Raw genomic sequence first — 20,701 nt, forward strand, 5'->3', positions numbered from 1 at the left:
CACGTCAGTCTTTCGCACGGGCGCACTGAACGGTAGACGAGCGGTACGGAAGATCGTGGACAGGGTGGACCGGGCCGGACAGGCGGTCCTCGTACGGGAGGGAGCGGCCGTCGCGGCGCGGTCGACCTGACCGGACCGGCCCCCGGGTGGCCGCCACGGCCCTCTCCGGCACCATGGAGGCCACCATCACCCGGCCGAGGGGACCTGGCCGAACGGTGACGCTCCTCCGTACGAAAGACTGGACAGCCATGCACTCCGTACGTCCTTCAGCGGGCGACACAACCTCGCCCACGCCGGCCGCCCTGGTCGCGCTTCCCGACCGTGGGATCCATGACACCGTTCCCGCCGACGCGTGGACGGACGGCTTCGTCACCGGCAACGGTGAGTACGGGGCCGTGGTGTACGGGGACCCGGCGCTGGAGAAGATCGTCTTCAACCACCACCGCTTCCTCCTGCCGAACGGCACCCGGGACGTCGCCCCGCCGGTGCTCGCCGACCGGCTGGAAGCGGTGCGGGACAAGGCGCTGGCCGGGGACTACACGGGAGCGTGCCGGGACTTCGCCGACGGGTGGGAGCTGCGCTGGACCCAGACCTACCACCCCGCGTACGAGCTGCGGATCGCCACCGCGGAGGACCCCGCCGCCGACCAGTACGTCCGGGTCACCGACTTCCGCACCGGCGAGGTCACCTCCGCCTGGGCGGACACGCACGGCACCTGGTCCCGCCGGGTCTTCGCCTCCCGCGCCGACCGGGTCGTCGTCCACGAACTCACCCCGCCCCCCGGCCGTACCGTCGACGTCACCCTGAGCGTGCACACCGCCCTCGACGAGCCCGCGACCGTTCACGGCGGGGACGACCTCCCGCACACCCACATGACGTTCACCACCCTGGCGGACGTCGGTGAGGGCTCCGGATGGCTGAATCTGCGCAGCACCTACCCCGAGGCGGCGGGCGCCTACGGCTACGAGGGCGTCACCCGTGTCGTGCCGACCGGCGGCACGGTCGCCGTCAGCGGCTCGACCGTCGTCGTGACGGAGGCGGCCAGGCTCACGCTCCTGACGCGACTGGACCGGTACGAGACGCCCGGCGCCTGGGACTCCCGGCCGCTGCACGCCCAACTGGCCGCCCTGGACGCTGACTACGAGGCACTGCTCGCCCGCCACACGAAGATCCACTCGGAGCTGTACGACCGCTCCCGCCTCGACCTGAACGTCCCCACCGCCGACCGCGGGCTCTCGACCACCGAGCTGATCGCACGTCAGAACGCGGACCCCACCGTCATCGGCACGGCCCTGCTGGAGCGGCTCTACGACTCCGGCCGCTACCTCTTCCTCAGCTCCAGCGGCATCCTGCCACCCCGCCTGACCGGTATCTGGACAGGGGCGTGGACCACCGCCTGGGCGGACGACTTCACCACGGACGCCAACGTCAACCTCCAGGTGGCCGGCGGCAACATCCTCGACCTGACCGAGGTGATGGAGGGCTACTTCACCCTGGTCCTCGGCCAGTTGGACCACTGGCGGACCAACGCCAGGAACCTCTACGGCGCCCGTGGTTTCCTCGCCCCCTCCCGCACCGACGGCGAGTACGGCCACATGCTCCACTTCAACAACAGCGACTTCCCCGGACACTGCTGGACCGGCGGCGCCGACTGGCTGCTCCAGCCGCTCCTGGAGTACTACGAGGTCACCGGCGACCATGCCTTCCTGCGAGACAGGCTCGGTCCCGCGCTGCTCGAACTCGCCCTGTTCTACGAGGACTTCCTCACCCGCACCGACACCGACGGCAAGGTGGTCTTCGTACCGTCCTTCTCCATGGAGAACGCCCCCGGCAACACCGACGAGCACCTGTCCGTCAACGCCACCGGCGACATCACCGCCGGCCGGCACGCCCTCCAGGCCGCCATCGACGCAGCGGGTGTCCTCGGCGTCGAGCAGGGCACCGGCGAAGGCGTCGAACGCTGGACGGCACTGCTCGACAAGCTCCCCGAGTACCGGATCAACGACGACGGCGCCCTCGCCGAATGGTCCTGGCCCACCCTGACCGACCACTACGACCACCGCCACATACAACACCTGTACGGCGCCTGGCCCCTGGACGAGATCAACCCGGAGGAGCGCCCCGACCTCGTAACCCCGGCGCTCAGAGCGCTCGAACTGCGCGGAGACCAGAACCTCTCCGCACACGGAAGCCTGCATCGTGCCTTCGCGGCGGCTCGCCTGAAGGACGGCGCCCAGGTGTACGACAACCTCCGGAAGATCATCGGCAGTGACATGCTCTTCCGGTCGCTGATGACCTCGCACAATCCCGGCCTCGACATCTACAACGCCGACGCGGCGAACGCCCTGCCGGCCGTACTGGCCGAGGCACTGCTCCACACCCGGCCGGGTGTTCTCGAACTCCTTCCCGCGCTGCCCGAGCAGTGGGCCAAGGGCACGGTCACCGGTCTCCGGGGCAGGAACGGGGTCCGTGTGCACAGCCTGGACTGGGACCTGTCCGCCGGCACCACGAAGGTGACGGTCACCTCGGACACGGCCCAGGAGATCACGCTGATCAGCCGCCGCGGCATCACGTCCGTCACCACCTCCGCACAGGTCGGCACTTCCCCCCTGGGCCCGCACGCCCGGAACATCTCCCTCGCCGCCGGGCAACTCACCCCGATCACCGTCTCCCTGCCGACGGGCCCATAGCCCGGGGCGCGCGTCACGGGCCGGAGCGGAGCGGACACGGCCAGGGCATCCACAGCCCTGTTCCGCTTCCTCCGGCCTGCCCCCGCCACACTCAGGAGCGCCGTGTGCCCGCTACCACCTCATTCGTTACCGTGTACCAGGTCACCCCCATCGTCCGCCCGTCCGGTAACCCCCCGAAAGATTGTCAACCGGCTTGAAATGCGATAAAAGCACCATCACCGCGAGCCGCGAGCCGCTGACCGGGTGCGGAAGCGGGGGTGTTAGAGGTGGCCGCCTTGTTCGGTAGCCAGCCGCTGCGCGTGCCCGTGGGGCACGACGCCCACCGCTGGAGCACCTTCCATGGTGAGCGCACTCTGGTCGTCGCCGCCCGTACGGTCACCTCGACCGTGCGGGTCCTCGAAACGCTGCCGGCGATTCTGCGCGACGACACCCGCGTGAGCGTCGTCTTCGCCTTCGATGCCACCTCCGCGTTCAACGACGGCGTCCTCGACCTCCTCCAGGCCGCCGGCTGCCGGGTCGCGCCCTGGGAGCAGTTGGGGGACATCGCCCCCGATCTCATCCTGTCCGCCAGCGAGAACATCGACGTGCCGGAGGGCGACTGCCCGGTGCTGGTGCTGCCGCACGGCGTCGGCTTCCAGAAGCACGTGCCGGATTCCCGGAGTCAGCGCGAGCGGCTCTCCGGGGTCGTGCCGGACTCCCTCCTGGAGACGGGGCGCGCCTGGCTGGCGATCTCGCATCCGGCGCAGGAGGAGCAACTGCTCGCCACCCACCCGAAGGCGGCCGGGCGCACTCTGCTGGTCGGCGACCCGTGCTTCGACGAGCTGGTCGCCAGCCGGTCGCACAGGAAGGCCTACCGGGAGGCGCTGGGCGTCGCTGAGCACCAGCGTCTGGTCATGGTCAGTTCGACCTGGAGCCAGACCTCGCTGCTGGGGCGCCACCCGGACCTGCTGCCTCGTCTGCTCGCCCGGCTTCCCTGTGACGAGTACCGGGTCGGCGCGATCATCCACCCCAATGTGTGGTCGGCCCACGGTTCCTGGCAGCTCCGCACCCTGCAGGCCGCCGCGCTGGACTCGGGACTGCTGCTGATGCCGGCCGTGCACGCCTGGCGGCCCGCGCTCGTCGCGGCGGACGTCCTGGTGGGTGACCACGGCTCGGTGACGCTGTACGGGGCGGCGGCCGGTACACCGCTGCTGCTGGCCGCGTTCGGCGCGGACGCGGTGCCCGGTACGGCCGTCCACGCCCTGTCGGCCGTGGCTCCCCGGCTCGACACCCGCGGGGACCTGCGCCGGCAGGTGGAGGATGCCGTCCGCGAGCACACGCCCGATCGGTACGCGGCGGTCGCGGCGCAGGCCTTCGCCGAGCCGGGACATGCCCTGTCCGGTCTCCGTACCGCCCTCTACGGCCTGCTGAAGCTCCCTGAGCCGTCCACTCCACCGCCGGTTCCGCTGGTGCTGCCGGTCCCGGAGCCGCCCGCCACGCCGATCACCTCGTGGCAGGTCACCACCGATGTCACCGGGGGCGGCGCGGCACCGGCCGTCAGTGTGCGGCGCGTGCCGGCGGCGGTCAGCGCGTACGACACGCCCCGGCCGGACTCCCCCACCCGCTTTACACATCTGGCCTGCGCGGACGACGAACGCGACCACCGGCTGGCCGAGAGCGCCTCGGTACTCGTCCGGCGGCACCCCGCGCCCACGCCGGCCGGCGCGCTGCGCTGGGTCGAGGACACGCTCGCCCAGCGGCCCGGCAGCCTTCTCGCGGCCTCGACGGTGCGCGGGGGCGCCTGTCTGGTCGGGCTCAGGGACGGCCGCGTGGCGGAGGCGGCCGTCACCGGCCCGGTCCTGGATCCGGGGCTTTCGACGGCGGTCGTCTACGCCTGTCTGCGCACGGGACTTCCGCTGGACGACGCCCAAGTGACGCTGCGGATCGGTGACATCCGCGACGAGGACGTCGTGCTGCGGCTTCGGGCCACCCGGCCGACCCGATAACCGGCCGGCCGGGCCGGACCCGCTTCAGCCGTCGAGGTCCGCCAGCCGTCGCCGCGACTCCGCCGCCCTGGAGTGGTCGCCGAGCGCCTCGTGGATGCCGACTGCCCTCGTCAGGCACTCGCGCACCAGTTCCACCCGGCCACCCGCCCGCTGCGCGATGTCGGCGAGCCGCTCCCGGGCCTGTGCCTCGTACTGCATGCCTTCCGCTTCCGCGCCCAGGGCCTCGACGGCCCCTCGCAGTTCACGGATCGCGTCCTCGGTCTCGCCGAGATGGTCGTGTACGACGCCGATGGCGGCCCTCACCCGGGCGGCCATCCGCCGATCGGGCTCCCGGCGGCTCTCCAGGTCCTGTCGTGCCCGGCACAGCAGGGCCATGGCCTCGGTGTGATCGCCCCGGGTGTCGAGCGCGCACCCGAGGAAGAAGGTGGCAAGGGCGATTCCACGGGACTCCCCGGCCTGCTCGTTGAGTTCGAGGGAGCGCCGGTACGCCCCGACAGCCCGGGACGGGTCGACGACGTCCAGGTACCGGCCGAGGAACTCCTGAAGGGAGGCACGCAGGTCGAGGCGGTCGGTCGCGTCGGCGAGGGTGACGGCCCGTTCCAGTTGTTCGCCCGCGCGGTCGTTCTCGCCGAGGTCGAGCAACGGGCGTGAAAGCAGCCCGCGCAGCCGGGCCTCGCCCGCCATGGCCTCCGCCATCTCCCCCGGCGTGTCCGCCGAGGCCGCCGCTGCCGCCGCCGCCTCGATGCCGAGTGCCAGCGACTCCTGCCATGCCCCGAGGTACCGCCGGTAGAGGAACAGCACGGAGAAGGCCTCGGCCAGTTGCCAGGCCAGGGTGTACAGCCTGTCCTGGACGGCCGTGCGCAGTACCGCGAGGATGGCGGGCCGCTCGGTGTCCAGCCACTCCAGTGGGGGTGGCCCGCCCGCCGTGGCGAAGGGATCAGCGGCCTCGGTCAGCAGGTCCGTGAGGTCGGCGATCCGTAGCCGTTCCTTCCGGAGCGCCCGGTCGGCGAGCGCGGTCAGCACGAGATAGTGCCTGCCCACCCGTTCCGTCAGCGCCGCCCGCTCGGTCTCCGGCTCCTCCTCGGCCGCCCGTTCGCGGGCATGCAGACGGACCAGTTCGTGCATGCGGTACCGGCCGTCGCCCACGGCCTCCACCAAGCTCTCCTTCGCCAGGACGAGCAGCAGTTTTCTCGCGTCACCCGTGGGGACACCAGCGGCGACCGCGGCCACGCCGGCGTCGAAGACATCGAACGGCAGGCGTCCGAGCAGCCGGTAGAGCCGGGCGGCGTCCGGCGGCAGCAACCGATAGGAGGGCCCCAGTACCGCGGACACCGAGGACTCTTCCCCGTCCAATGCCATCGCTGCCAGTCTCCCTGCCTCGTCGTCGAGTTCGGCGGCCAGCTCCGCCATGCCGAGACCGTCGGTGGCCAGACGCGCCACCACGACCTGAAGGGCCACCGGCAGACCGCCGCACAGCTCCACCAGCCGTTGCGCGGCCTCCGGTTCGGCCTCGACCGCCGCCGCACCGCACCGGTCCCTCAGCAGTTCGAGCCCGCCGTGCGCGTCCAGCGGCTTGACGGAGATCAGCCGGGCGCCGTCGTGGGCGGCGAGTTCGCCGAACTTGCGCTGGCTGGTGGCCAGTACGGCGCTGCCCGGCCCTTTGGGGATCAGCGCGCGCACCTGCGCGGGCTGGTTCACATCGTCGAGGACGAGCAGGAGACGCAGGCCGGCCGTACGCGACCGGAACAGGTTGGTCCGCTCCGCGAGGGAGTCCGGCATGCCGAGATCGCCTCCCGGCAGCGACCTCAGGCACATGGCCAGGGCCTCGGAGACGTCTCCGCCGGGACCGGTCATCGGCGTGACCCGGTCGCGCAGGGCGGCGAAGTCCACGTACAACTGCCCGTCCGGGAAGCGTTCCCGGGCCCGTGCCGCCCATCGCCAGGCCATGGCCGACTTGCCGACACCGGGAAGTCCGTCCAGTACGTCGACACCGACGGCCGCGGAACTGCCGGCCGGTGTGCCCAGTGTCTCGTCCAGGGCCGCGAGTTCGGCCGTCCTGTTGCTGAACTGTACGGTCACGACGGGGACTTGATCAGGTCTGACGGGCAGAACCGCTGCCGGGGCGGGTGCGGGGGCAGGTGCCGACTGGACGTAGAAGGCGACGCCGCCGTGGATGTGCGAGCCCTGGAATACCGGGCCGTGGTTCACTCCGCCGCTGACCAGGTTGACGAAGGTGCTTGACGCGTCCGGTGCCAGCGCGGTCAACAACTGCGCCAGTTCCTCCGCCGCCCGGGGATCCGTCCGGAAGATGCCGGCCAGGCGCTGCCGCAGGTGTTCGTGGACCCGTTCCTGGGCCTGGCTGTCCCCCGTCGACCGCGCCCTGTCCAACTCCTCGCGCTCTGCCCGCAGTTCGTCCTCCGCGGGCTCGCCCGAAGCGCGTCGTCCGAAGAAGCGGACCACACCGCCCTTGGCCCGCTCCCACGACTCCGAAACGATCAGCCCCACCAGCGTCGTCGCCGCCGACGCGGCAAGAGTGGCCAACTCGGCTTCCACGCAGTCCCCTTCACCCGTCCAGCACCACAGGGTAGTCGGACCCAACCGTAGAGCGATCTTGGACACTTGGACAGCCGGGCGCGCCGTGCACCCCGCCTCCGCCTCGTCAGGTGCCGAGTGCCGTGAGCACCACGGTCCTGGCCTCCTCCTGGATCCGGCGCAGATGGTCCGGGCCGAGGAACGACTCCGCGTAGATCTTGTAGACGTCCTCGGTGCCCGAAGGGCGGGCCGCGAACCAGGCGTTGGCGGTGGCGACCTTGATCCCGCCGAGGGCGGCGCCGTTGCCGGGAGCCTCCGTGAGCACCTTGGTGACCGGCTCGCCCGCGAGGGTGTCGGCGGTGACCTGGCTCGGGGACAGCTTGGCCAGCAGTGCCTTCTCCTCGCGGGAGGCCGGGGCGTCGACGCGCGCGTAGGCGGGGGCACCGAACCGGTCGGTCAGCAGTGTGTAGTGCTGCGACGGGGTCTTGCCGGTGACCGCCGTGATCTCGGAGGCGAGCAGGGCCAGGACGATGCCGTCCTTGTCCGTGGTCCACACCGAGCCGTCGCGGCGCAGGAAGGACGCGCCCGCCGACTCCTCGCCGCCGAAGCCGAGTGTCCCGTCGGAGAGGCCGTCCACGAACCACTTGAATCCGACCGGGACTTCGACCAGCTTCCGGCCGGCGTCCGCCGCGACCCGGTCGATCATGCTGGACGACACCAGCGTCTTCCCGATACCGGCGCCGGCCGGCCACTGCTCCCGGTGCGCGAACAGGTACGAGATCGCCACGGCCAGATAGTGGTTGGGGTTCATCAGGCCCCCGTCCGGTGTGACGATGCCGTGCCGGTCGGCGTCGGCGTCGTTGCCGGTGGCGATGTCGAACCGGTCGCGCCGCTCGATGAGCGAGGCCATGGCGTAGGGCGAGGAGCAGTCCATCCGGATCTTGCCGTCCCAGTCCAGCGTCATGAAGCGCCAGGTGGGGTCGGTGAGCGGGTTGACCACCGTCAGGTCGAGCCGGTGCTGTTCGGCGATCCGGCCCCAGTAGGCGACGGAGGCGCCGCCGAGCGGATCGGCGCCGATGCGCACGCCGGCGGACCGGATCGCGTCCAGGTCGAGCACGTTCGGCAGGTCGGCGACGTAGGTGCCGAGGAAGTCGTGGCGTCCGGTGCCGGGTGCGGCCAGCGCGCGGGCGTAGGTGACGCGCCGTACGTCCTTCAGGCCGCCGGTGATGATCTCGTTGGCGCGGTCCTGGATCCAGGAGGTCGCGTCGGAACCGGCGGGGCCGCCGCTGGGAGGGTTGTACTTGAAGCCGCCGTCGGCGGGCGGGTTGTGCGAGGGAGTGACCACCACGCCGTCGGCGAGGCCTGACGTACGGCCCCGGTTGTGGGTGAGGATGGCGTGCGAGACGGCCGGGGTGGGCGTGTAGCCGTCGGCCTGGTCGATGAGGACGGTCACGTCGTTGGCGGCGAACACCTCCAGTGCCGTGATCCGCGCGGGCTCGGACAGGGCGTGGGTGTCGGCACCGAGGAAAAGGGGGCCGTCGGTGCCCTGGGCGGCGCGGTATTCACAGATGGCCTGGCTGGTGGCCGCGATGTGGTCCTCGTTGAACGCCGTCGCGAGGGACGAACCGCGGTGTCCCGAGGTGCCGAAGGCCACCCGTTGCCCGGGGTCGGCCGGGTCGGGGTGCAGCGCGTAGTACGCCGTGACCAGGCGGGCCACATCGATGAGGTCCTCGGGCCCGGCGACCTGTCCTGCTCGCGCGTCCTGCATTTCCCGCTCCTCCGCAAGGGTCGACCGTTGAGTACGTGCCTCATTCTCCCCTGCCGGAACCGCCCGGTCGCCCACCGGTCCCCCACCGGGCGGACGTTGCGGCAAGCGTCCGACGGGTGCCCCTGTCCCACACTTCGCAGGACAGGGACACCCGCACACCTCAGAGGTGGTCGGAGCCGCTACTTCCTGGTGAAAATGGCACCGCTCCTGAAGGAGTCGCCGCTGCCGCTCGAACGGTAGTGCCAGCCGCCGACGGTCAGGTTCGTGCCGGAGGACACCACGGAGCTGACGCCGAGCGGGAATTGGGGATCGCTCTCGGGCAGGCCGAGCGACCGCCAGCCCTCGGCGGGCGTCCAGGTCATACCGACCGCCGCGTCGTCGTTGCCGCCCACGACAGCGAGTCCGCCGTTCGGCCGCAGGGTGACGGCCTGGAGGGAGAAGGTGCCCTTGGGCAGGGGCACCTGGGTCCACGAGGTGCCGTCCCAGTGCAGGGCCAGGCCCGCCGGGCGCTGCTTGTCGGTGTCGCGGGACCAGCCCACCGCCCAGACGTCGTCCGGTGTGCGGGCGGCGATGTCGAAGAGGACCGCCGAGTCGGGGAACGCCGGGGTGGGCGTGCGTGTCCACCGGTGGCCGTCCCAGTGGACGGCGAGGGACTGGCCGGTGTCATTGTCGACGCCGACGATCCACACGTCGTCCGGTGCCAGCTCCTTGACCTGGTTCAGGCCCCAGTTCGCCGAACCCGGGATCCGCACGGACCGCCATCGCCGGCCGTCCCAGTGCTGGACGACCGGGACCTGCGCGAAGGTGTCCTCCGTGTAGCCCTGTCCCACCGCCCAGGCGTCCCGGGCGGAGACCGAACTCACCGACAGCAGACTGGCCTCCACCGTCCCGGAAGGCAGACCTGTGTCGGCCTCGAGTTGCCAGGCGCCCGCCGCGTAGCGTCCGATCAGGACGCCCCGGCCGTCCGACGCCTGGTCACCGACGAAGAACGCCGAGCCGTCCGGCGCGGTGGCGATGTCGTTGATCCTGCTGTTCCACGTGTCGGCGCCGCGCAGCGCTGTCCGCTTCCACGTTCCGCCCCGGGCGAGGTCGCGCTCGTACATGGCGGGCACGAACCGGATGGCGCCGTTGTCGGGATTCCCCACGATCTCGGCGCCGCCGGCCCAGGTCTTCGACGGACTCGGCTGGGCCAGGGTCATCACCGAGACCTGGCCCGTCGATGTCTCCGTCCATGTCCCGCCGATGGCCGACTCGGCCGTGGCGGTGCCGCTGATCACCATCGTGATCGCCCCGACTGCCGCCAGTTGCCCCGCGATCCTTCGTTTGGCCGTCACTCTGTTCTCTCCCGTTCCGGAGGAACCGCTCCCCCGTAGGTACTGATGCGGCAGGGGGCGCCTTTTGTTTCAGGCTGCCCCGGCCCGGCCGGGGAGGGCCTCGGGAGGATACGCACGCGCGGACCCGCGCCCCGGTTCGAAGCGGAACCGGGGCGCGGGTCCTGTGGCGCGGTGTTCAGTACCGCCAGTACTGCCAGTGCTGCTCGGTCAGTACCGCTCGGTCAGTACTGATTGGTCAGTACTGCTCGGTCTCCACGAAACCGCCGTCCGCGTCGTTGTCCGCGCCGAAGGCGTCGGCAGCGGCGGTCGGGTTGAATCCGGGCGGGCTGTCCTTCAGGGCCAGGCCCATGTCGGCCAGCTTCGCCTTGACCTCGTCGATGGACTTCGCACCGAAGTTGCGGATGTCCAGCAGGTCGGCCTCGGAGCGGGCGACGAGCTCGCCCACGGAGTGGACGCCCTCGCGCTTCAGGCAGTTGTACGAGCGGACCGTGAGGTCGAGCTCCTCGATCGGCAGCACCAGGTCGGCGGCGAGGGCGGCGTCCGTCGGGGACGGGCCCATGTCGATGCCCTCGGCGTCGATGTTGAGCTCACGGGCAAGCCCGAACAGCTCGACGAGCGTCTTGCCCGCGGAGGCCATGGCGTCGCGGGGACGCATGGCCTGCTTGGTCTCGATGTCGACGATCAGCTTGTCGAAGTCGGTGCGCTGCTCGACACGCGTGGCCTCGACCTTGTAGGTGACCTTGAGGACCGGCGAGTAGATCGAGTCGACCGGGATACGCCCGATCTCCTGGCCGACCTGCTTGTTCTGCACGGCGGAGACGTAGCCGCGACCGCGCTCGACGGTCAGCTCCATCTCCAGCTTGCCCTTGCCGTTGAGCGTGGCGAGGACGAGGTCGGGGTTGTGCACCTCGACACCGGCCGGCGGCGCGATGTCGGCGGCGGTGACGACGCCCGGGCCCTGCTTGCGCAGGTACATCACGACCGGCTCGTCCTGCTCCGAGGAGACGACGAGCTGCTTGATGTTGAGGATGAGGTCGGTGACGTCCTCCTTGACGCCCGGCACGGTGGTGAACTCGTGCAGGACACCGTCGACACGGATGGACGTGACCGCCGCACCCGGGATCGAGGAGAGGAGCGTACGACGCAGGGAGTTGCCGAGGGTGTAGCCGAAGCCCGGCTCCAGCGGCTCGATGACGAACCGCGAGCGGAACTCGTCGACTACTTCTTCGGTCAGGGATGGACGCTGAGCAATCAGCACGGGGTGTTGCCTCCAGTGGTTTGGCGCCCGCTATGTGACGCCGTAGACATAGAAAGGGTACGGGCGCCAGGGGCCCTGCGGTTTCCACCGGGGCCCAATGGGCCGTGTCCCGGCGCGGCGGGGAGGCCTCGGGCCTGCCTTCCGGCCGCCGCGCGAAAGGCGTTCCGGGCCGTGGCCGATCAGCCGCCGGACACAAACGGCATCACGAAATCCCTGGTCAGGGCGTTACCGTAGGGGCTACCGAGTCTGCCGGGATGACCGGCCGGCACCCACCGGCACAACAGCCCAGGTGTCCCCGGACCGGTCGTGGTTCCCGAATGATTGCCTCGGGGCCGACGGGGTCACGGCGGCGCGAGCACGCCCGGACGCCGGGGAACGGCGGGGGCGTGGCCCCCGCGCGGCTCGTCCGGCGTGGCCGTGTCCTTATCCGAACAGGCGCCGCTGGATCACGCGCCGGTAGTCCTCCAGCGTCCGGTCGAGGTGTACCGCTGTGGCCTCGGCGGCTTCCTCGGGGCGGCCGTCACGGATGGCCCTGAAGATCGCCTCGTGTTCCTCGACGGCGTACCTGGTGTTCTCGCCCAGGTTGTCGTGGATGCCGATGGCGCTCGACTGCCGCTGAAGTCTTCGTGCGTCGCGCACGGCGCTGGCGAGGAAGGTGTTGTGCGAGGCGGCGGTCACCGCCGCGTGGAAGTCCTCGTCCGCCTGGTTGAAGACCTCGACCTGTCGGTTGACGTACCCGTGCCGGCACTGCTGCATGGCGATCTCGATGGTGCGCAGTTCGGAAGGGGTGGCACGGGTCGCGGCGAGACTGCTGGCGGACATCTCCTGGACCCTGCGGAACTCGAACAGCATCAGGACGTGGTCGATGTCGACAGGGCGGAAGAAGCCTCCCCACCGGCTCGTGATGAGCATGCCCTCGTCGTCGGCGACGAACAGTCCGCGCCCCTTGTGGGCCCGTACCCGGCCGAGGGCGGACAGGATCTTCACGGCTTCCCGGACCACCGCCCTGCTGGTGTTCAGCGTCTGGGCAAGGTCGATCTCCGTAGGCAGCCGGTCGCCCGCGACCATCCGGGCCTCGGCGATGTACTCGAGGATCTGCTCCGCCACGATCTCGTACCCGGGGCGGTAGTCACGCCGTACGTCCGAGCCGTTCACCACTGTTGCCGCGACAGGGGAGTCCTTCGCCGGCAAAGCCGCATCGGTCGCTGGCGTGTCGTTCATCTGAGCTGCCTCCGAGATGACTGCGGCGATCGCCTCTGATCGCCGTGGAGCCGCACAGATCGTACCTCAGACGAATAATAAATCGTACTCATTTAGCAAGAGACTCTGCCGATGAGCCATGGCGGAGACCTTGCCCAAAAGGTACATATGCTGGAAAAATTCACTTAGCCTTGGGGTCATCAGTCGTAGATCCACCAAAAAAGCGGCGTAGAACCCCTTGACGAAGCGCTCGATAAGGCGGCTAATTTCAACCGCGAGGTTGCAGCACAGCCGCCTGCAACATCCGACGCCAGCCCGGGACGGCCCGGCGTCACCTCATCCCATGCGCACTCAGTGGAGTCAACGATGACCGTCACCAAGCCTTCGTCCAGCCAGAAGAGAGTGTTCACCGCCAGACGTGCGGCACTGCTCGCCGGGTGTGCGACGACCGTGCTCCTGACCGTGACCGCCTGTGGCGGCGGCGGCAGCAGCGCCGGCACGACCACCAAGGACGGCTTCGCCCAGGCGCCGCAGAAGAAGGACAGCACTCTGACCGTCTGGGTCGACGCGACCCGCATGGACGCCGCGAAGCTCTACCAGAAGCTGCACCCCGAGGTGAAGCTCGACATCGTCAGCTACGACGGTGACGCCAACGGCTCGAACTACCTCCAGACCAAGACCCAGCTGTTCAACCGCACCGGCAAGGGCTGGCCGGACGTCGTCTTCAGCTCCCAGAACAACGAGGCCAGTTGGGCGGTCGACGCCGGCTTCGCCGCACCGCTCAACAAGGGCCTGATCGACGACGCGACCCTGGGCAACTTCGCGAAGGGCGCCAACGACGTCTGTACCGTCAACGGCAAGCTCTACTGCCTGCGCAACGACCTCTCCCAGGCGGTGCTCTGGTACAACGCGCCGCTGCTGAAGAAGTTCGGCTACACCGTGCCGACGACCTGGGAGGAGTACCAGGCGCTCGGCGAGAAGGTCGCCAAGGAGCACCCCGGCTACCTCGTGGGTGACGCCGGTGACTCCTTCACCCCCGAGATCTACATGTGGGCGAGCAAGTGCGGCGCCAACCACATCACCGGCCCCAAGGCCGTCTCGGTGAACACCACCAGCGAGGCCTGCACCAAGATGGCCAAGCTCATGGACGTCCTCATCAAGAACAAGTCCATGTCCATCAGCGGCGTCTTCAGCACCGACTTCGGCAAGAACGAGGCCGACAAGGTCCTGCTCATGCCTGGCCCGGCCTGGTTCGGCGGCGCGGTCTTCCGCGACACCCTGAAGGTCCCGGCGAAGCAGATCGCGGCGGCTCCCATCCCGCAGTGGAAGGGCGACAGCGACGTCTCCACCGGCAACGTCGGCGGCGGCACCTGGCTGCTGTCGCAGCACTCCACCAACATCAAGGCGGCCACCGACTTCCTGAAGTGGGTCACCACCGACAACGCCTACCAGGGTGAGAAGGCGCCCGGCTACCCGGCGTACGCGCCCGCGGCCGAGGTCTGGCTGACGGGTCAGGGCACCGCCGGCTACTTCGCCAGCGACCTGAGCGCGCTCAAGAACGCGTCCTCCCAGGTCTGGTCGCAGTGGGGCTCGGGCCAGTTCAGCCAGGAGGCGATCTGGGCCGCGACCGTCAAGCCCGCCATCACCGCGGGCAAGACCATCGAATCCCAGCTGCCCGCGTGGCAGGACTCCATCGTCAAGTACGCCCAGTCGAACGGATACAAGGTCTCCAAGTGACCGTCGTCAACTCCTCGACCAGCTCTGCCGGTCGGCGCCCTCGTGGCACCGACCGGCAGAGCCGGGCCGGCATCGCTTTCGTCGCCGGTTACGTGGTCCTTCTGATCGCGTTCGGCATCCTGCCCACGGGATACGCCGTCTATTTCGCGTTCACGGACGCGGGCGGCACGTTCAGCGGGTTCAGCAACTTCATCACCACGGCGCAGGACTTCCGTTTCATGGACGCCGTGGGCCATGTCGCGGTGTACCTGCTGTTCTGGCTGGTCTCCCTCGTGGTGTTCGTGGTCGGCCTGTCGCTGCTGCTGCACCGCCTCTCCTCTGGCGTCGCCAGCAAGAGCCTGCGCTTCTTCTACTACATCCCCGGGGCCCTCGCGGGCGCCGCGAGTGTGCTGGTGTGGCTGTTCATGCTCGACCCCTCGGTGAGCCCGGTCAGTTCGCTGCTGAGCACGCTGGGATTCCACACCTTCGGTGAGGTCATCGCGCCGGGCAACCTGGCCCTGCTGTTCACGATCATCGCCTTCTGGACCGGGGCGGGCGGCTGGATAGTCGTCATGTACGGCGCGCTGAACAACATCCCCAAGGACGTCATGGAAGCCGCGCGCATCGACGGCGCGAACGCCTGGCAGACCGCGTGGCGCGTGCAGATCCCGATGCTCCGCAAGTGGATCATCTACATGGTGATCCTGGCCTTCGCGGCCGGTGCCCAGCTGTTCGTGGAGCCACAGCTGCTCTCGCTGGCCAGCGTGGGCGTCGCCGGACGCGACTACTCGCTGAACCAGTTGACGTACGACTTCGCCTTCCAGATGAACAACATCAACGGCGCCGCCGCGGTCTCGGTGGAGCTTCTGGTCGTCAGCGTGACGGTCGCCGGGATCTTCGTCGCAAGGTCTGGGTTCTTCGATGCCGACTGAGACCGTTGCCGCACCGGCCGCCGCCACACCACCCACGAAACAGGGACCGAGTTTCATGAGCCGAACAAATCCCCAGGCCCCTGCGCGGCGGCGTCCCACGCGTAACCTGGTACCCCGCCTGCTGAGCGGTTCCGTCCTGGTCGTCTTCCTGGTGTTCTTCGTGCTGCCGGTGATCTGGCTCGTCCTCGCGGCGACCAAGACCGACCAGCAGCTCGTCCACGGCAACCCGCTGTCCATCGGGTCCTGGCACGCCTTCAAGGCCAACTGGGACGCCCTCTCGGGGTTCCAGGACAACGCCATCATGCAGTGGCTGGGCAACTCCACGCTCTACGCGGTGATCTCGCTGGTCATCACCCTGTGCGTGACCATTCCGGCGGGGTACGCCCTCGCGATGACGGAGTTCCGCGGCCGGCACAGCCTGCTGGTGGCGACTCTGGTCGTGATGCTCATGCCGACCGCCACGCTGGTGGTGCCGCTGTTCCTCGAGGTCAACGCGGTGCATCTGATCGGCTCGATGTGGTCGATCATCCTGCCGTACTCGTTCTACCCGTTCGGCGTGTACCTGACGTACATCTACTTCAGCACCGCCGTACCGAAGGACCTGCTGGCCGCGGCACGCATGGACGGCTGCACCGAGATCGGCGTCTTCCGGCACATCGCGCTGCCCCTGGCGACACCGGTCATCGCGCTCGTGGGCTTCTTCAGCTTCGTCGCCAACTGGACGAACTACTTCCTGCCGTACGTAATGCTCCCCGAGAGCAGCCAGATGCCGATCCAGGTCGGTGTGGGCAGCCTGCTGAGCAACGTGCCGTCGTTCAACCCGGCCGTCGGCACCACCGCGATCGAGCGTCCGCAGCTGGCGCTGGCCACGCTGGTGGCCATCACCCCGGTGCTCGTCGTCTTCCTCTTCGCCCAGCGTTTCCTGGTCAGCGGGATGCTCGCCGGAGCCACCAAGGAGTAGGCCCGGACCGTCGGCCCACGGCCCCACGTCCCGAGCCGACGCTGTCCGCCCGCCCTCTCGCTGCACCCGGCGCGCGCTCCGCGCCGCCGCCCCGAACGGAGATCCCTGCCATGCCCTTCAGCCCTTCCGACAGCACGTCGGGTGACGACACTCCGGCCGCCGACCGCCCGGCCGCACCGCCGGAGATCCAGGCCCAGGTGCCGGTACTCGAACCACCGGGCTGGGCCGTGTCCCAGCGGGCCCTGTTCGACCTGCTCGACCACTCCTGGCGCCGCTTCGAGCGTGACTTCACCGGCCCGGACGGACGCCTGAACTACAACGAGCCGCTCACCTCCCGCGACGGTGTGGACGATTTCTACGAGGTCTTCTTCAACTGGCCCCAGCTGTACCTGCTGGGCGGCGCCGACGATCTGCTCCCCGCCAGTGAGAAGCACTGGGAGGGCGTGACCAAGCAGCTCACCGAACTGGACATGCTGCGCGACGAGTACGAACGCGGCTACGACTGGTTCCACCAGGGCGAGAGCCTGCTCCTGCTCTTCTTCCTGTGCATGGCCGACCCCGAGCGCTGGTCCGAGCGTGCCCTGCGCTTCGCGGAGTTGTACGTCGACCCGGCCAAGGGCAACTACGACCCCGAGCACCGCATCATCACCCGCCCCCACAACGGCAGCGACCCCGACCGCACGGGTCTGTTCGACGGTGACGTCTACCCCTGGCTGCAGAAGGAGGCCGACACCTACGGATACCCGCTGGAGTGGCTCCCCGAGGCCCAGGACGGCCCGTACCCGCTGGACGCGGACCCGCGGCTGGGCGCGCAGATGCGCGACCGGACGGGCGTCGGAGACACCGCGCTCAACCTGGCCGCGGCCGGACTCGTCCTCAACGCCTGGATTCTGTCCGGCGAGGAGCGCTACCGCGACTGGATCGTCGAGTACGTGGGCGCCTGGCGCGAGCGCACGGAGGCGAACGACGGTCTCATCCCCGACAACGTCAGCCCGGACGGGGTCGTCGGCGGTCTGCTGGACGGCCGCTGGTACGGCGGCCACTACGGCTGGTCCTGGCCGCACGGCTGGCACAGCATCGGAAGCGCGGCCACCGTGGCGGCGCTCGCGGCGGCGACGGTCACCGGGGACGACGACTACCTGACCATGGTCCGCACCTCGCTCGACGCTCTCATCGTCCGCGGCAAGGTCATGCCCCACACCGAGGCCGACTCCAGTCTGCCCTCCAAGTGGCGGGCCGAGCTCGGCCCGGACGCCACGACGCCCACGCTCCACCTGCCGTTCCGGCACAACGACGCGGGCTGGTTCGACTACAACCCCTCCACCCCGCCCGTTCCGGTGGCCCTGTGGCACCACAGCAACTCCGACGCCGACCGCAAGCGTCTTGAGCACCTGCGCGAGGCCGAGGGAATCGACTGGCGCACCGTCCGGCCGTTCCGCGCCAAGGAGGAGTCCGGGCACGAGAAGGCGTGGTTCGCCTTCCTCGCCGGCGACGACCCCGACTACCCGGAGCGCATCCTCGCCAACGCCCAGGCCCAGATCCGCCACCGGCTGCGCCGCATCGACCGCTACCGCGACCTGGACGTCCCCGAGGCCGACATCCACGTGTGGCAGCAGTCCAACCCCGTCGCCACCGAGGCCCTCGTCCAGTTGACCTGGGGCGGCCCCCAGGTGCTGTACAACGGCGGCCTGCAGCAGGCCCGGCTGCGCTACCACGACGCCGACGCCCGCCGCGCCGGTCTCCCGCAGGACGTGGCCGCGCTGGTCAGCTCCATCGACCCCGAAGCGACCACCGTCGAGCTGGTCAACCTCGCCCCCGAGACGGACCGCACGGTGATCGTCCAGGCGGGCGCCTTCGCCGAGCACACCATCACCGGCGTCCGCTACACGACCGCGGACGACGCCTGGATCGGCGACATGTACGACTACGGCCACACCGAGCCGGTCGTCACCGAGGAGGAACTGTCCTGCGACAGTCCCTTCCTGACGGTGCGGCTGCCCGCGTCCACCCGGATCAAGCTCGTCCTGCGGATGAACCTGCGCGCCAACACCCCGAGCTACCGCACCCCGTTCGACACCCCGAGCGACGAGCTCGCCCCGGGCACGGAAGAGGCCACGGCATGAAGCGCATCGCCCAGACCATCAAACTCCGGCCCGAGCACCGGGAGAAGTACCTCGAACTCCACTCCGCCGTCTGGCCCGGGGTAGAGGCGGCCCTGCACCGGGCGCAGATCCGAAACTTCGGCATCTACCTCCACGGTGACGTGCTGTTCGCCTACCTCGAGTACCACGGCGACGACTTCGATGCCGACATGGCCACGCTCGAAGCCGACCCGGAGACCCAGGAGTGGTGGAAGCTCACCGACCCCTGCCAGGAGCCCTGGCCCGACCAGGGTGAATCGCGCCAGTGGACAGTACTCCCCGAGATCTGGCACCTCGGCCCGCCGCCCGGGGACGCCACCGTCTGACCTGGCGTTCGTCCTGGCCCGCGCCCGACCGATCCGACTTGGAACCTCGCCGTGACCCCATCCCCCACGCCCGTCCTCATCGACGCCCACCACCATCTGTGGGACCTCGACCAGCGTCCGCAGTCCTGGCTCGACGATCCCGCTCTTGCGTCGATCAACCGGACCTTCACCCCGGACGACCTCCGCTCCACCGCGACCACCCCGATCGCGGGGCGCCGACTGCACAGCACGGTGGTCGTGCAGTGCATCCCGGACGTGCCGGAGACCGAGGACCTGCTCGCGCTCGCCGAGCGGGAACCGCTGATCGGGGCGGTGGTCGGCTGGGCCGATCTGACGTCCCCGGCGATCGGCGAGGTGCTGGACCGACTGCTCGCCGGACCGGGTGGCGGGTATCTCCGCTCCCTGCGCCACCTCGTCCAGGGCGAGACGGACCCGAACTGGCTGCAACGCCCGGACGTGGAGCGGGGGTTGGCGGCGCTCCAGGACCGCGGGCTCTCCTACGACGTCCTGGTGTACAGCCACCAGCTCGACCAGGCGACCCGCCTGGCGGAACGCTTCCCGGACCTGCCCCAGGTGCTCGACCACGCGGGCAAGCCCTCCATCGCGAAGGGTGAACTGGCTGACTGGGAACGCCAGTTGAAGCTGCTGGCCGCACATCCGCAGGTGGTCTGCAAGGTCTCGGGCCTGATCACCGAGGCGGACCACGGCACGTGGACGACCGCCGACATCCGTCCCGTCTGGGACACCCTGCTCGCCGCCTTCGGCCCCGAGCGGCTGATGTTCGGCTCCGACTGGCCGGTCGCGAACCTCGCGGGTGGCTGGAACCGCTGGGCTGCCACCGTGGACGAACTGCTCACCGGCCTCGCCGAGGACGAGATCCACGCGATCCTGGCCGGCACCGCGACCGCCTTCTACCGCCTTTCCACCCCCCGCTGACGATCGGCGTTCGCGCCGAAGGGACCTGACCTCACCATGACACTCGCTGTCCGTTATCTGTCCGCTCGTACGCTGGACACCGCTCCCGCCGAGACCCCCGCTCTTGGCGCGGGTGAGGTGGAGATCGCGCCCGCCTTCGTCGGGATCTGCGGCACCGACCTGCACATCTTCCACGGCGACATGGACGCCCGAGTCCAGACACCCGCTGTGCTGGGGCACGAGATGTCCGGCCGTATCGTCTCCGTCGGCGACGGCGTCGAGGGCTGGGCACCCGGTGACGCGGTCACCGTGATGCCGCTGCGCTGGGACAACACCTGCCCCGCCTGCCAGGCCGGCAACCAGCACATATGCCAGCACCTCGACTTCATCGGCATCGACTCCCCCGGCGCCATGCAGCAACGCTGGACCGTCCCCGCCACCACCCTCGTCCGCCTGCCCGACACCCTGGCCCTCGACCACGCCGCACTCGTCGAGCCCACCGCCGTCGCCGTCCACGACGTCGGCCGCGCCCAGGTCTCCGACGGCGAGAAGGTCGTCGTCGTCGGCGGCGGACCCGTCGGCATCCTCATCGCCCTCGTCGCCCGCAACGCCGGAGCCGACGTCCGCGTCATCGAACTCAGCCCCCACCGCAGGCTGCTCGCCGAAGACCTCGGCCTCGCCACCTGGGACCCCTCCACCAGCGACATCACCGCACTCGTCAGCGAGTGGACCGCCGACGCGGGCGCCGACGTCGCCTTCGAGGTCTCCGGAGCCGCCGGCGGCGTCGACACCGCCGTGGACGTCCTCGGCGTGCGCGGGCGGCTGTGCCTGGTCGCCATCCACCCCCGCCCCCGCGAGATCAACCTCCACCGCTTCTTCTGGCGCGAACTCACCTTGGTCGGCGCCCGGCTGTACGACCGCGCCGACTTCGAGAACGCCGTCG

General features: G+C 69.9%; 14 protein-coding genes. 9 read left to right on the plus strand and 5 right to left on the minus strand.

Translation table 11 applies throughout. From position 1 onward, the window contains the following. Positions 1-248: 248 nt before the first annotated feature. Entirely contained in the window at positions 249-2,690 is a 2,442-nt protein-coding gene (locus AOK08_RS29805; RefSeq protein ID WP_063794157.1) for a glycosyl hydrolase family 95 catalytic domain-containing protein, read from the plus strand. Positions 2,691-2,989: 299 nt separating this feature from the next. Then, positions 2,990-4,675: a hypothetical protein gene (locus tag AOK08_RS29810; protein WP_055531836.1), complete on the plus strand. Its 1,686-nt coding sequence runs from the start codon at positions 2,990-2,992 to the stop codon at positions 4,673-4,675. A 24-nt stretch (positions 4,676-4,699) separates the two neighbouring features. Here the strand turns inward: AOK08_RS29810 and AOK08_RS29815 are convergent, their stop codons facing one another. The 5 genes from AOK08_RS29815 to AOK08_RS29835 form a co-directional block, all read right to left on the minus strand. Continuing rightward, positions 4,700-7,228: an NB-ARC domain-containing protein gene (locus AOK08_RS29815; protein ID WP_241827140.1), complete on the minus strand. Its 2,529-nt coding sequence runs from the start codon at positions 7,226-7,228 to the stop codon at positions 4,700-4,702. Between the two features lie 106 nt (positions 7,229-7,334). Continuing rightward, complete coding sequence (gene pgm, locus AOK08_RS29820; protein ID WP_055531813.1) at positions 7,335-8,975, minus strand: phosphoglucomutase (alpha-D-glucose-1,6-bisphosphate-dependent); 1,641 nt, start codon at positions 8,973-8,975, stop codon at positions 7,335-7,337. A 179-nt stretch (positions 8,976-9,154) separates the two neighbouring features. Continuing rightward, positions 9,155-10,309 carry a hypothetical protein gene (locus AOK08_RS29825; RefSeq protein WP_157876861.1) on the minus strand — a complete coding sequence of 385 codons (1,155 nt, stop codon included), beginning with the start codon at positions 10,307-10,309 and terminating at the stop codon, positions 9,155-9,157. A gap of 235 nt (positions 10,310-10,544) precedes the next feature. Further along, positions 10,545-11,567 (minus strand): DNA-directed RNA polymerase subunit alpha, encoded by a 1,023-nt coding sequence (locus AOK08_RS29830; protein WP_055531818.1) that lies wholly within the window; start codon positions 11,565-11,567, stop codon positions 10,545-10,547. A 423-nt stretch (positions 11,568-11,990) separates the two neighbouring features. Further along, entirely contained in the window at positions 11,991-12,788 is a 798-nt protein-coding gene (locus tag AOK08_RS29835; protein WP_055531820.1) for a FadR/GntR family transcriptional regulator, read from the minus strand. Positions 12,789-13,133: 345 nt separating this feature from the next. Here AOK08_RS29835 and AOK08_RS29840 point away from each other — a divergent pair, with 345 nt between their 5' ends. The 7 genes from AOK08_RS29840 to AOK08_RS29870 form a co-directional block, all read left to right on the plus strand. Next, positions 13,134-14,504: an ABC transporter substrate-binding protein gene (locus AOK08_RS29840; RefSeq protein ID WP_055531822.1), complete on the plus strand. Its 1,371-nt coding sequence runs from the start codon at positions 13,134-13,136 to the stop codon at positions 14,502-14,504. Continuing rightward, the gene (locus AOK08_RS29845) at positions 14,501-15,415 is read left to right on the plus strand and encodes a carbohydrate ABC transporter permease (RefSeq protein WP_055531824.1); all 915 of its coding nucleotides are present in this window, start codon (positions 14,501-14,503) and stop codon (positions 15,413-15,415) included. The genes AOK08_RS29840 and AOK08_RS29845 overlap by 4 nt, the downstream gene beginning before the upstream one ends. Before the next feature lie 55 nt (positions 15,416-15,470). After that, complete coding sequence (locus AOK08_RS29850) at positions 15,471-16,376, plus strand: carbohydrate ABC transporter permease (RefSeq protein WP_079054351.1); 906 nt, start codon at positions 15,471-15,473, stop codon at positions 16,374-16,376. 110 nt (positions 16,377-16,486) lie between these two features. Continuing rightward, positions 16,487-18,499, plus strand: a complete 2,013-nt coding sequence (locus AOK08_RS29855) for a DUF8034 domain-containing protein (protein WP_055531827.1) — start codon at positions 16,487-16,489, stop codon at positions 18,497-18,499. Beyond that, entirely contained in the window at positions 18,496-18,843 is a 348-nt protein-coding gene (locus AOK08_RS29860; protein WP_055531829.1) for an L-rhamnose mutarotase, read from the plus strand. The genes AOK08_RS29855 and AOK08_RS29860 overlap by 4 nt, the downstream gene beginning before the upstream one ends. 51 nt (positions 18,844-18,894) lie before the next feature. Then, positions 18,895-19,779, plus strand: coding sequence for an amidohydrolase family protein (locus AOK08_RS29865; RefSeq protein WP_055531832.1), 885 nt, complete (start codon positions 18,895-18,897; stop codon positions 19,777-19,779). 36 nt (positions 19,780-19,815) lie between these two features. After that, positions 19,816-20,701: zinc-dependent alcohol dehydrogenase (locus AOK08_RS29870; RefSeq protein WP_055531834.1), on the plus strand; the 886-nt coding region annotated here is incomplete at its 3' end.

Origin of the sequence: Streptomyces graminilatus (genome assembly GCF_001418565.1) — a bacterium.
GTDB classification, from domain to species: Bacteria; Actinomycetota; Actinomycetes; order Streptomycetales; family Streptomycetaceae; genus Streptomyces; species Streptomyces graminilatus.

Bases quoted from the DNA above. Each gene is read 5' to 3' on its own strand.
- AOK08_RS29805 (WP_063794157.1), top strand. From the start codon at position 249: ATGCACTCCGTACGTCCTTCAGCGGGCGACACAACCTCGCCCACGCCG.
- pgm (WP_055531813.1), bottom strand. From the start codon at position 8,975: ATGCAGGACGCGCGAGCAGGACAGGTCGCCGGGCCCGAGGACCTCATC.
- AOK08_RS29855 (WP_055531827.1), top strand. From the start codon at position 16,487: ATGCCCTTCAGCCCTTCCGACAGCACGTCGGGTGACGACACTCCGGCC.
- AOK08_RS29850 (WP_079054351.1), top strand. From the start codon at position 15,471: ATGAGCCGAACAAATCCCCAGGCCCCTGCGCGGCGGCGTCCCACGCGT.
- AOK08_RS29835 (WP_055531820.1), bottom strand. From the start codon at position 12,788: ATGAACGACACGCCAGCGACCGATGCGGCTTTGCCGGCGAAGGACTCC.
- AOK08_RS29860 (WP_055531829.1), top strand. From the start codon at position 18,496: ATGAAGCGCATCGCCCAGACCATCAAACTCCGGCCCGAGCACCGGGAG.
- AOK08_RS29840 (WP_055531822.1), top strand. From the start codon at position 13,134: ATGACCGTCACCAAGCCTTCGTCCAGCCAGAAGAGAGTGTTCACCGCC.